Origin of the sequence: Aureibaculum luteum (assembly GCF_003449015.1) — a bacterium.
Classification (GTDB): domain Bacteria; phylum Bacteroidota; class Bacteroidia; order Flavobacteriales; family Flavobacteriaceae; genus Aureibaculum; species Aureibaculum luteum.
This window is the reverse complement of record NZ_QRGD01000007.1, coordinates 308769-324049: the sequence shown is the minus strand read 5'-3', so window position 1 is coordinate 324049 and position 15281 is coordinate 308769. Positions and strand designations below refer to the sequence as shown.

Below are 15281 nucleotides of genomic sequence, written 5' to 3'. Positions count from 1 at the left end.
ATACATAACTTACCGTATAACTTGTACTAATCGCTAAGCCTGATAATACAATACTACCGTCTGTTCCTGAACATACGGTTGGATCATTTGAACTGTCTAAGACAATGACTGCCGTAGCTGGATCGCTTAAACTTGTACTTAAACTATTACTGGTACAACCTGCACTTTCTACATTGATTGCCGTATATGCTCCTTGTCCTAAACTTCCGATGGTCAACTCACCTGAAGCATCACTACTAAGTGTTGCTGTTGTGGCTGCTGCTCCATTCAATACATAACTTACCGTATAACTTGTACTAATCGCTAAGCCTGATAATACAATACTACCGTCTGTTCCTGAACATACGGTTGGATCATTTGAACTGTCTACCGCAATCGTCGCTGTTGGTAATATAACATCATTGGTAAAACTTGCCGTTGTAGATGTACAATCTGTATTTCCTGCTGATACCGTATAAGCTGTACCTGCTGTGGCTCCTGTTACTTCTCCACTTGCATTTACACTTGGTCCTGCTGGACTAAAGGTATACGTTAAACTTGCATTGTAATTTGTTATCGTAGTCAACTCTGCTGCTGAACAACTTGCTGCTGTACTACTTAATGTTGGTACCGCTGGGGTAATCAACATTACATCATTGGTAAAGCTTGCCGTTGAAGATGTACAATCCGTATTTCCTGCTGATACCGTATAAGCTGTACCTGCTGTAGCTCCTGTTACTTCTCCACTTGCATTTACACTTGGTCCTGCTGGACTAAAGGTATACGTTAAACTTGCATTGTAATTTGTTATCGTAGTCAACTCTGCTGCTGAACAACTTGCTGCTGTACTACTTAATGTTGGTACCGCTGGGGTAATCAACATTACATCATTGGTAAAGCTTGCCGTTGAAGATGTACAATCCGTATTTCCTGCTGATACCGTATAAGCTGTACCTGCTGTAGCTCCTGTTACTTCTCCACTTGCATTTACACTTGGTCCTGCTGGACTAAAGGTATACGTTAAACTTGCATTGTAATTTGTTATCGTAGTCAACTCTGCTGCTGAACAACTTGCTGCTGTACTACTTAATGTTGGTACCGCTGGGGTAGCATTAATCGTTACACTTTGAGCTGAACTATTTGAACAAGTTCCCGGCGTAGTATAAGTAATTGTATATGTATTAGCTGAAGAAGTACTTAAATCGATAGCACCTGTACTTGCATTTAATGACAACCCAGCTGGGCTACTTGTAAAGGTTCCTCCTGAAACACCTGTAATAGTCGGTGTTGGATCTACATCATCTTGACAATATGGTGAACCTGCATAGCTAAAAGTAGCATTTTCTAATGGGTCAATTCTTACACTAGTTGTTGTTGTATCACTACAAGTACCATCACTAAAACCATAAGTTACGGTGTAGGTTCCTTGAGCACTTGTCTCTAAATTAATTTGACCTGTACTACTATCAATAACAAGTCCTGTAGTTGAACTATACGTTCCTCCAGTTTGACCTGTCTGAGTTACATTAGCCGAACCGTTAGCACAATAAGGGCTTCCTCCATAAGAAATAGTTGCTGTTGGCAATGCATTTATTGTTAACGTAACTGGTGTTCTCGTCGCACTAGCACAACTTGAAGTTGGGTCAATTCTTTCTGCATAATAAGTTGAACTACCTGCACCTGTTTGGGTGGGACTAGCAACGCTACTTCCACCTGCTATTGCATCAAACCAAGTAACATTAGTTGTGGACACTAATGCATCATTAGCATCCAATGTTTGACCTGAATTACACTCCGCTATATCTCCGTTACTTACCGGAGCAACTACCGTACTTTTTACCGTTATCGTAACCTCATCATAATCATCTTCTGCAATATTAATTGTTCTAAGGCTTAAATAAGTTGTAGCTCCTGTTTCTGAATATTGTATACGGAATTGATTTTGTAAAAGAGCGGGAGGACTTGAAATATCTCCAGCTGTAATCGTATAACTAGATGTAAAAACCCATGTTTCTCCCACTTCAAGTATACCATTTGTTACTCCGCTTTCCGATGGACCAGTCAAAGCCAAGGTTCCAGCATGAGGAAACATAACACTGCTATACGTGGTAGGGTTCAAATCAGTATCTCCATTATTGAAAACTTCAGCCCTAAAATTTAGGACAGTACCTGCTTCGGAGACTGATGTATTTCCAGACGTTTCCACAACACTAATAGCAGTAGAATAAGTTTGAGCATTAACACTAAACGCAAAAAGCCCCATTAAAAATAATAAGGATATAGATTTTTTGAATCTATTCATTTTGGTTATGGTTACTTGATTAAAATTTTTCATGGTCATTTCTTTAATTACCATTGTTTGGGGTTGAATCGGGGTCATTTAACGAACTATTTGTTATTTCTGCCTGGTTAATAAACTCACCGCAATTGTCTACGATAACACTATAAGTCAAGCTAATTGAATCTCCTATTGGTAATGCAAATCCACCTAAATCCCAAACAAACTCACGTAAAGCACTGAAAGTAGCTGAACCTTGGGTTGTTGTATAATTTGGATGGTTATATGTAAAATCCGTTGGAATAATATCCTTAACCACAATGTTTGTTGGTACCGAAGTACCATTATTGGTAACGGTTAAGGTAAATATAATATTGTCCCCTTGATTTGGGTTTGAATTATTTGTAACTTTTGAGAGATTTAAATCTGAATTACAGACCGTAGCTATTTCGGCAATATCACAAATACAATTGTTGTTGGATGTATTAACTACCAGCAACACATTACAACCTCTTGCAATGGCCACTGAAAAATCAATAGTATCATTAATTGTATTACCAGCGGCAATAGCCATGGCTACCGTTTTGGATCCTAATAGTACGTCAGAAGCATCATATGAGCCATTGTTATTTACATCATCATATGCCGAAACGACAGTACCTGAAGCTAAATCAATCAATGAAGTGTTTTCCAAACTAAAGCCAGCAGTAATGTCTAAATTACCACCATTAACTGTAGAATTTACTGTGGTTGATGAGATCGACAAGGTGCTTTTTTCAACTGTAAGTGGCTCGTCTTCTTGCGAAGTAATACTATTAATTGCTGGACAAGTTGCCCCTCCAGTTGCTGAACAGTCAATAGATTGTTGAACTCTAGTTGATACATTTAAATCATAATTGGTACAAGACACATCACCTGGAGAAACCACCTCAACTTCAAAAGAAAAAGAAATTGAAGAGCCTGAAGCAATTCCATTTGGCATAGTCCAAATTAATTCACGTTTGCCTGTAACAACATTAACTGTTACTGCTGGTGCTCCTGCAGGGCTGTTAATTCCTGCGACAAATGAACCCGAAACATAATTAAAAGCTTCATCAATAGTGGCTACAATAGATTCAATGCTACCATCAGTTGTTACCCCTTGATTTATTATTTCAACATCAATTACTTCTGTTTGACTACATGCTTGTAAGGTATTATCATCAGAAGTTACCGTCATTGCATATTGAATGTTTGAAGGAACTTGTGTTACATTTACTGGATTTGTTTTTATTTCGCTCTGACCTTGAGAAGGGTCAATTGGATCTCCACATGAAGACTCTCCGTTCATTTGAGTTCCTATTTTACTACCTGAAACATAATCACAATCAAAACTAGTGTCAAAAGTCAATTCAAACTCGTTTGATGCAACTGCAGATACTCCTGGTAGTCCATTCGTTCCGCTAATTGGTGATGTTATTCCAGAAATATCAACTGTATACGTATTTGTTGCTACATTATGACTTACTTGAGCAGGGTCTACTGTATATGCAGTTCCATTATAATTTAATATTCCAGTAGTATTATCTAAAGTCATCCCTATAGGGAATCTAATTTCAGCTGATAATGCATAAGCATACCCATTAGCTGCATTATTTACTGACACCTCGTAAGGTACAACGCTACAAAAATCATATGTAGCTGGCGGAATACCCAATGTTGTACTTACATTTATTGATGGTTCTTGCGTTGTTAATGTTAATGGAATTGTTTCTGTATTACAAATATAATTACCTGACCCACCAGTTACCGGATATCCTGTATCAGGATCTGTAGGGTAGTTGGCACAATTTTGACCTACAGTAACATCAAACGTATCCGTATCACACACTGTAAAATTATCAGATCTTATTTCTAAATTAAGACCTACAGCGGAAACAAAACCTATTTGAGCCCAATATTTTCCAGTACCATAACCCGTCAAAGGGATTTGCGTAGCACCGATCCATAATGTTGGTACTATATTATTATTTGGCACATCGATGGCCAACCAAGTATTATTTAAAATACCTCCACCTGAACTTGTATTGTTTATATGAACATCCCAAATTGCAGCATTTGTTTCTGTGGAAACCGTAGGAGTCGCTGAACTTAAAGTATAACTTAATGGAATATATTGAGTTGGTCTAGGTATATCTTTTCGAGTAGGATTTACTATTCTACCTGGATTGGTTACATTTCTAAAATATTCCATTTCAGAAGTTGGTAATATTGATATCCCAAACCTTTCTCCAGAATACGACCAATTGCTTACATTACAATTTGGCACTACCTGAAACTTAACTTCTTTGATTCCCCAACTTACCGTAGCTTTTCCTCTTGTCCAGGTACCTGGATTAATCCATGAATATTTATTAAAACCTGGTTCAAAGTTATACGTGATAATCGGGTCGGTTATGGGTTGATTTGTTTGATTAGGATACGTATTTTGAAGAGAACTACCAGGAACATAATCTACACCAACAGGCACCAAAATATCTACTTGTTTTAAATGAGCAATATTTCTAAACTCATTTGGGAATAAATCGCCAATTTTCGAAAATCTAGCAACAGAAAAGCGTGCTCCAGTATCAATAACATCACAACCGTCAAAAGTAGTACTCTGTTGTCTTAAATCTGTTCTTAAGGTATCATAGTATTCTAACATTCCTAATTCTTCCGTCAAAAAATTACAGGTATGCTCTGTTGTATTTCCTAGAGAAATTACAGGTGAAGATGCTAAAATACCAGTTAATGATTCAAATGATGTATCAGTAAATGACGCATCTTCAGAAACTTTTAAATCTACGTCAATAATATATCTAGCTCCAATACTTGGATTTGTTAAAATAAAGTCACCTCCACGTAAGTCTATCTCGTGATTGGTTTTACCTCCGTTATCTTCCGTATAACTGTACTGACTCAAATTGGTTGAAACGATAGACGCACCGCCACCCGCTGGCTGATATTCTATACTTAACGCCTTAATACCTCCATCTCCTTGGGTACCAAACCAATCATTAGTATCATATTCTAATAATGCCTTTAAAGAAGTTAAGTTATTTTCACTTACATCTACTTCTAAATGCCAACGTACCATATCTCCTTCTAAAATATGATCCGTTCTTATTCCGGCAGTTGCTGCAGTTACAGAAGTAGTCTCTGTATTATCTGTAAATCCAAAAGTAGTTCTATCTAAAGAAAAATTTGACACACAAACTGAAGGCCCAGGAGACCCACAACTTACTGTAAATGTTGGTCCGGCACCACATAAATCTATTGGTTCATAAGTAGCGTCACCTTTTAAATGGTACTCATAATCGATACTACCTATAAAACTTCCAGCACAAGCAGGATCAACTAGTAAGGGTATTATTGGATCATAGGCTAGGTTATTTCGATAATTAGTGGGAGCTGAATTTGAAGCATAAATAGCTAATCCTGTACCCACATTAAAACTTACTAAATTAAATGGTTGTCCACCCCATGTTCCATTTCCATTTGGAATAATTCCCACAGGTATCGTATAATGTACTTCCCAATATAATCCTGCAATATTTAAAGTAGATATACTTGCATTACTCCGTTGCTCTATTTGAAAGTCGAAAGTACTTCCTGCAACTAAATTTGAGCTTCCAGTTGATGAGTTCTCAATTAGCGATGAATGCTGCATATTATAAAAACTCCATGGTCTCCAACTTTCACTATTATTCATTGGCACGTCCAACGTGGTCGTTTCACCACATTGATCTTGATATTCATGAGCCCATCTTACAATAGCGTAACCTCTGTACATTGGATCACAAGCAGTATCGTTAGCTGTGTCAACCAAATAATTATAAGTCAGCTCATTGGTTAAAGTGAATGAATTACCAACAGGTAAATCATCAAAAACCCCATCACCATCTAAATCTTCCAACCCTACTCCTGCTCCATCGGGATCTGTTGCAAACTGAAAACTGGTTTCACTCCCTTGTGCACCACTATTTGCAACCGTATTGCCATTAACACTAAAATTTGACCATGAATAACTTGTAAAATCTGACGGCGTATAAACAGCACCACCGTTAGAGAACCCTAAGTCTAATGATAAATTATAAATATCTCCAGAACCTGTACCATCATTTCTCAATAAGAATTCCGCAGTATCTGAATTACTTGGGCTTGGCCATGCTCTTTTAACAACCTCTGTATACAACTCAGGTGCACCAGATGCTAAGGCAATACCCGAAGTAGATGTGTTTCCTGTTAAACAAGGACTGCTAGCAGCAATACATGCACCATAACCCGCTCGATAGGAAATTGTTTCTCCACCACCAGTTGGACAACCTAATAATTTGGCCGCAATTGTAATATCAATACTCTCATTTTTTTCAAACTTATTATCATTATCTCCAACGGTTGCTATATCAGCAGTAGTTAATGCAATAATATTAGTTACCATTCCCCCCGAAGGACTTCCCGAAATAAAAGTTCCTGTACCCGTATAGGTAATCTCCACATTGGTACTATGTGTTATATATGCATAGATATTACTACTATAAGCATTAGCACTTACAGGATCATTACCAATGGTAAATGTAAAATTTTGTGTATCGTTAACGTTAAGTGAGGCCGAGGATGGAACAATGTTAGAATTTACTTCAAGAACAGAATACTGAACAGTTGGATAATCAACCGTTTTATTTATTGCTGGATTACTAACCAAAGTATGTGTAAGTTCAGGATCTAATACAACCGTACAGCCTGTTAGAACTGAATATTCAATATCTATAAAATTTGAAGGGCTTGCTAAAGCAGATACAATATTAAATATTGGCTTTTTTAAATCAGTATCATCAACACTTACTCCAGATGCTGGAGATACTAGCGATATATATTCAGACTCGGATGGTAACTGAACTGCAATTTTTTCGTCTGCAACAGTGGGGCCATAAACTCTAAACTTAAAGATCTCTTGATCTCCACAAGCAATAACTTCTGTTGGTAAATCAGTTCCAGGGGTTACTTGAATACTTTGTGCAAAACTTTTGCCAAATGCTAACAATAACATTGTCACAAATATTATTCTAAACTTCTTCATTTTGAATACACTTTCGGTTTGGGGTACGGTAGTAACACCCATTAACGCATAGTTTTGACTATAAGTATGAAACAACTGAATAATATTTATTACTACTTCTTTCAATATTATTTTTTTATTTATTATTATTTGGTGTTGAATCTGGATCTAAAACATCACTATTAATAATTTCTGCCTGATTCTTAAATTCACCACAAACATCAACCGTTAGCGTATAAGTTAACGTTATTGAACTGCCTGAATTTAACACGTAAGCTCCTGCATTCCAATTTATTACCCTCGTACCTGGATTATATGTTACCGTTCCTTGAGTTACTGTATAATTAGCAGGAATATGAGTGTATGTAAAATCTACGGGAATTATATCCTGCACTTCAATGGCTGTTGCTGATAATGGACCGTCATTTGTAATAGTAATTGAGAAAGTGATGTCATCTCCTTGATCAGGATTGCTGTTATTGACCGTTTTAGTTAATTCTAAATCTGCTTGATTTAAAGTAGGAGTATCAGTTGTATTTGAATCCTCAGTTTGTGTTGTAGTAACACCTCCATTTACAGTTGGGTATGTTATGGTAGCGGTATTTGAAATAAATGCTGGCAATAAAATATTATTGTCTACAATCACTCTAAAGACCACAGTAGCTGTTCCCCCGTTGCCAAGAACTACTCCACTTGGTTGTGACGCTGAATTAATTGTATTTACAGTCTCAAAGGGCATATCTCCACCAATATCTGTAAGGGCATTTCCGTTTAAGGTTGTAGAGTTTGCCACATAAGTTGTTGCTGTGGGAATTGCATCAACTAATGTAGCATTGTTGGTCGTAAAATTTCCAGAGTTGGTTACTACGATAGTGTATTCTAAAACATCTCCAGCCCTTACTAAGGTGGCCGGATTCTGACTTCGTGTAATATTTTCAACCGATTTAACCGCTGCTAAATCAGGATTAAACATTGGTGAAGCACAAGAACCTAAATCATATACACTCGGACTCACGGTACCTAAATTTGTTCCAGCTAATGAAGGAGAAGAAAAATCAATAGAATATACAACTGTACCATTACTTGCCGTTGTAATTAAGTTTCCAGTCGTATCAAAGGCTACTCCAACTGCTCCATTTGGGCCTAAATTTCCTAAATTTTTAGCTGTTAAGGTAGAGGTGTCGATTACGTATAAATATGAAGCTCCTGATCCTCCAACTGATGAATATAAAAGCAAACGTCCGTTACCGTCAAAGGCCATATCTCCATATTGCAGTGATGGACCAATAGTATCACCGCCGTCAAATACTAGCACACCTAAATCGGCAGCAGGTCCAGGAACTCCGACATTTACACGACGTAAATGACTAGAGCTATCAACATAATATACATTTCCAGCAGGATCGGCAGCAGTTCCAACGATTAATCCAGGTAACGTTGCCCCTGTATTAGTTTGTGTTGCCCCGTTAAAACTATATAATGGTGCTGAACCAAATGTAGCATTATCATAATAAACATTCCCATTAGCACTCACCGCTAAGGCTCCTGCGTTTTGCGGGGTAGTAAATACAGAGGTCATTGTGGTACCAGATAGCGTATAAAGTTGATTTCTACCCGATGAAAATGCTGTAGCATAAACATCTGTACAATCACTATTAAATGAATCTCTAAAATCAACATCACCCCCAGTGGCCGCGTCACCATCTTCATCTGGTAAGATTACAGGTGCAGTTAGCGGGTTATCAATTGTTCCTCCTGGATCAGAATAATCAGCTGTTGCATCTGTTGCATCGTCTAAACCATCTCCATCTGCATCATTATTCGCTAGCGTAATTCCAGCTTCAGTTGTATCATTTGCACCTTCATTATCTGAATCTAAGTCTAAATAATCAGGATTATCTGTACCGTCTGTATTTGTTGGAGTGAGCCCCCCGGGTAAATAGGCAGAATTTAGTCCGTTATTTGTTGAATATGTAGCTGGACTATCTGGATTAGGAGGTATATATCCTAAAGTTGTTTGTGCCTCAACATTATCAGGTATGCCGTCATTGTCGGCATCTAAATCTAGGTGATTAAATATACCATCTAAATCAGTATCGCATCTATAGAAAATACCTAATCCTACTGCTTGGTCACCTGAGAGAGATGATGAAACTTTATATGTAATTTCTGAAGCATTGTTAGATACAAGAACATCAGTTCCGTTGACACTATTAAACCAATTTACTGTTGCAGTGCCTAAACCTGCAATATTAGGAGATCCTAAACGCTCTATAGATTCCCAAACAGTTCCATTAGTTGTAGCTGAAATATTTTCATCTGGATTGAGTGTTGCTTCTGCATCAATACCAATTAAATTCAAAGGAACACTATTCCCTAAGGCATCAACAGCTGTTGCTGTAAGCTTAAATTCTACCGTATCTGGAAGATCTATAAAGTGCAGTGCTTCGTTTGAACCTGGCGTATTATATAATTGATGAAATTTATTACCCGTCCAAGTAACATAATCTTTTGGCCTCATTGTGGAAGCAGAAACTTGATTAACAATATCCGAAACAGTTACTGTAACAATTAAATTTGAATGTACAGTAAATTGCATAGTATCGCCATTGTCTAGACCATCACTAAAATCTGGACCTGAAAAATCAAATAGGTAAATTTGGTCTTGATAAGCACCAGAACCTGATGTAGCATTACCAACAATAGGCATATCACAATTAAATTCTTCCGTATCTAAAATACCGTCATTATCATCGTCAATATCAACAGCGTCAACAACCCCATCACCATCTGTATCTATTCTATTATCATCGGCATCTCTAAAATCAACATCACCCGTAGTGGATGCATCATTATCAAGGTCAGGTAAGGTCAATGGAAAACTTAACGGATTATCTATAGTTCCTCCTGGATCTGCATACCCGTTTGTTGCGTCAGTTGCATTGTCTAAACCATCACCATCTACATCAAGGTTCTCAATTGTAATTCCTGCCTCTAACGTGTCAGTCCCTCCTTCATTATCAGAATCTAGATCTAAATAATCGGGATTGTCAGTTCCATCAGTATTGGTAGGGGTTAAACCATTGGTATAATTTGTAAATACACCATTTGCATCAACTGTGCCACTTGGAGCTGTATAACCTATAGTAGTTTGTGCCTCTACATTATCTGGAATGCCATCTCCATCACTATCTAAATCTAAATAATTTGGTATGGTATCAGAATCATCCGTGCTTTCTGCAATGGTATAATTGATACGTTCATCATAAGGATCATTTTGTACTGAATCAGGTAACCCATCTACTCCTACGGGCCCATTAACCTCACCATTGGTATGTGGTTGATTATGTCCTGCTTCAACAGCATCAAAAATTCCATCATTATCTGAGTCTAGATCAAAAGCATCAATAATACCATCGCCATCTGTATCTTGACAGGCACCATTTTTAACCAATTGAACATTGTCTAAGGATGCACCTGCACTTGTATTTGGTGCTGGTGGAGTTGCCTGAAACGACACTGTGGTAGCAGTAGTTGTAGCCACAAAAGATACTTGATAATAGTACCAATTCTTTGGGCCGATTATGCCATCTATTTCACCTTGTGCAATAGTGGTTAGGGTTTGACTTTCCAAACTATTTGCACCTGAATCGGTGACATCAACATCTAGTGTTACTGTACCGCCCACTGGGTGACCTACATCTTCTCCCCAATAAAAAGAAAGGTTATACGATTGACCAACTTCAGTGGCTACAGTTTGTGAAATAGTGTTGTTAACTCCGCTTGAATGCTGATTATTTCCTAATACATCAATATATTGACTTCCGTCATAAGAATCTGCAAAATCATCTGAAGTCCAAGAAAAACTTCCACCACTAACCCAACCATCTAAATTATGGTCTTGATTCCATCCATATAAACTATATGAATTAATAGTTTGACCGATAAAAGTCCCTCCTGACTCTGTATTTGGTCCAGGAAATTCTGTAGTACTAGAAAAATCTTGGGCATCAAAACTTCCGTTAATTAATAAATTGCCACAACCTTCATCAGTATCTAAAATACCATCATTATCATCGTCAACATCGTCAACATCAGCGATGCCGTCTCCATCATTATCTGGACGATTATCAATTGCATCTCTAAAATCAAGATCCCCTCCTGAATTCGCATCGCCATCAGAATCCGTAAGAATTACGGGAGCATTTAAAGGATTGTCTATCGTTCCTCCTGGATCTGAATACCCATTTGTTGCGTCAGTTCTATCATCTAGTCCATCTCCATCTGCATCAACATATCCTAGGGTAATTCCTGCTTCTGTAGTATCACTCCCACCTTCGTTATCTGAATCTAAATCTAAATAATCCGGATTATCTGTTCCGTCAGTATTTTCTGGCGTAAGCCCTTCTCCAGAACCTGCTGAAATTTCATATGCATCATCTAAACCATTACCATCAGTATCATTTCCACTTGGAGGTGTATAACTCAAAGTGGTTTGTGCTTCTACGTTATCAGGGATACCGTCGTTATCTGAGTCAAGATCAATAGAATTTGAGAGTCCGTCTCCATCACTATCTAAACTCGTGCAACCCGACAAAAAGCTTTTATCATTTATGGCAATAAAACTTGGATCTGCATTTGAAGAAACTTCGTAATGCAACACCGCTGCACTTGTTATTTCGGCAGCTGTCAATCCAAAATCCGACAAATCAACTCCTGAAAATCGAATACCCTTCTTCTCGTTTGTCCCGTTTTGATTGTCCCCAACACTATATTGGTCAACAACATAATTACCCATTGAAGAAACGGTGTTCCAATTAACATTTACCCCATTTCCTAAATAGTTTCCATTAACATCTAATACATAAAGTCGATTATAAGTTGAACCACCGGGTTGAGCTACTTGAGTTACTAGAATATCAATTTCACCATCATTATACGCTGTAGGTTCTACTCCTTGTAAATTAAAAAACCAAGTGTTTCCAATATTCGCCAGGGCATAAGCCATATTTAAACCTCTAGTTCCTGCCGATAAGTAAGGGTTAAAAGGTGCTCCTCCACTTGTCAATAATGGACCAGCCGCGGAACTTGCATTTCCGTCAACCAATGCTGCTTCCAATCGAACCCCATTATCTATAGATGTAAAAGGTGATATCGCAGTAAATGTAGTTTCTTCAATTGCAACGTCTCCAGACCCATTTCCATCAGTATCAAGTTGATCATAGAATCCATTTGAATTTGTATCGAGTAATCTAGCATTAGGAACGCCTGTTGGATAAATCTTACCTCCTATTTCAAATGCTAATAAATGAAAATCATTATCAGGTTCTATTGGGTTAATTGATCCAACTGCAGAAGTCCAATACGAACCATAGTCCGTATATAAGGAAGTTCCATGGGCCGTAACATCAGTCGTTGACGGAAGAGTTCCGGGGCTTAAAGAAATTTCACATTGATCTTCAATAACATCCAAAATCCCATCGTTATCATCGTCTATATCACAGACATCATTGATACCATCCCCATCAGTATCTAAACCAGACGGATCTGCACATGGCTCATAAACCGTAACGGTAGCAGTATCACTTTTACCAGAACCTGGACAAACTGTTACTGTTGCATCTGAAATGGTATATGTAAACGTTGTACCCGGAAACGCTGTTGCAGCACTATAAGTATAGGTAACTAATCCAGTGGCAGCGTTATCTATTACAACAGATCCTATCGTAGGCTGGGTTATACTTTCAATTGCAAAACTATCCCCATCCGGTTCAGAATCATTATCAAACAAACTGATTTGAACAGAAACGGTGTTTCCATACGCTACAGCTTCAACATCATCGTTTGCTATTGGAGCATTTGGATTTTGTAAAGTTTCTGCATCAGTGGTGGTTATTGAGTAATGATTTGTACCTACAATTGTACTCGGTTGTGCTACTGCCGTGGCTATTAATCTTGTAATTGCACCAGCTGCATTATTATAAAGGTTTGGATAATGTACTTCAATTAAATAGGGTTGACCCTCTCCAAGTGGTAACCCAAAATGAACTAATGGAGATTGTTGGGTTCCATGTCCAAAAACACCATTAACTTGGCGTAATCCACTAATAATATTTCCATCACAATCCTTAATTAAAACATTTGTACCGATAGCTGTTCTTCCAGAAAACCCACCCGTTGTACCATCAGGATTTCTATCTTCAGTGACATCAACAATAAGATGATTATTTCTATTTGTTGCAGCAAGGTTATTTATGTATAATTGATTGGCACCTCCATTGATATTTATATAAATATCTAAATCTCCATCATCATCAACATCAACCATTGTAGTGCCCTCACCATCGGCACTGGAATTAAAAGTTGCAGCATCGAGATTAAAGTTCATGGCACTACCACTACCAATTGTTCCGGGTACAGGGGTAGGACTATTTAATTGATTGATATATAAATAACTTCTAGAATTACCAACCAATATGATATCAATATCTCCATCATTGTCAATATCTCCACCTGCTAAGGCATCTATACGAGCAGATGAAGATGATGCATTGGTATTAGCAGGTTGTGGTAATCCTGGAAAAACTGCTGCACCTAAAGGTATAAAGACACCACCATCATTTCTAAAAATTTGAGTTGTACCGTTTTCTGTCCAAACCGCATCTAAATCACCATCGTTATCTAAATCCCATAAGCCATTTCCTCCTTTATTTGCATTTTCAGCTTGAGCTAAATCAGCACCATTATTAAAAGTTCCACCTTGATTTAAAAAGAAGTCATTTTCACCCCGCTTACGCATAAAAATATCTACCCAACCGTCATCATTCACATCCGCAGCCGTTCCATAATCACCGTCTGTTGCAAATTGATTAAGTCCGAATTCAGTTACACCAGCTCCATTACCTGTTGTAATATGAGTGAACAAGGATGCCGGAGCAGGATTTACTGTAGTATGCGTAGTATGATTGATATAATTATTTCTAAGCAATTCAATTCCAAAACTATGATTATCAAAAAAGATATCTAAGTCACCATCGCCTTCAAAATCAAAAACACCAACACCTTCTGAATTTATAGGATCAATTTGTATTGTAGCGTCTGTAGTTCTGCCTACAGTAATAGGGGCTGTTCCTCCAATACCATCTCCAAAGGTTCCGGATGGGTTTTGAATAAATATCTGTAACGCTTTTAAAGTTCCTGTACTAGCATCTGTATTCATTATAAAATCTGGCCGTCCATCATTATTTAAGTCGCCCCATACAGCCTGTCTTTCTGCTTTTTGACTTAACATTCCAGGAGCAAGTGTGTTTTGAACATTTGTAAAATCGGGCGTGCCTGTACCAATACGATTGTTACGCATTAAATAATTACGCTGTGAGGTGCTATTTATTAAAACAAGAACATCTAAATCGCCGTCACCATCATAATCGGCCCAGGCATGACCTCCATCCTTGGCTCCATTAATATTTAAATTGTACGAGTTAGCACTCTCACTAAAAGTAGTTTGTGCTACTAACGGATATGACACTAATAACACAAAGGCTATTAAAAGTGCATTCAATTCTTTTTTTAGCTTGGTCAAAATTGATTTATTTATTATTAACGTAATTTTTATTTACATAAACAACGAACTTTAAATGATTAAAACCATACTCATAGAAAAACCTTACTCCACTTATTAGTTCCGGTAAGTTCACAAGTAATTTTAACATTTAAAGCGTGCTACTTAAATAAATTTGCTAAAAAAAAGATTACTCCAATAAACCCTTTCAATTCTCCACTTATTACTAAAGCAAATATAGATAGCTAGTTTCGTAATGTTAATAAAATGTTAATAACCTTAATTAATTGTTAATAACTTCACTTGTGATTGTTAACAACATAAACGTACCTAACTGATTATTATTGCGTTAACGCCATTATTGAAAATTACTTTTTATCAAC

Annotated in this window: 3 protein-coding genes; all 3 read right to left on the bottom strand. The window is 37.4% G+C overall.

All coding sequences use genetic code 11. The features are described from left to right. Positions 1–2359: beta strand repeat-containing protein (locus D3P13_RS16525; RefSeq protein WP_394336472.1), on the bottom strand; the 2359-nt coding region annotated here is incomplete at its 3' end. Further along, entirely contained in the window at positions 2325–7463 is a 5139-nt protein-coding gene (locus D3P13_RS16520) for a DUF11 domain-containing protein (RefSeq protein WP_157972948.1), read from the bottom strand. The genes D3P13_RS16520 and D3P13_RS16525, both read right to left, overlap by 35 nt. Before the next feature lie 10 nt (positions 7464–7473). Next, complete coding sequence (locus D3P13_RS16515) at positions 7474–14919, bottom strand: FG-GAP-like repeat-containing protein (RefSeq protein WP_117883976.1); 7446 nt, start codon at positions 14917–14919, stop codon at positions 7474–7476. Positions 14920–15281 lie beyond the last annotated feature (362 nt).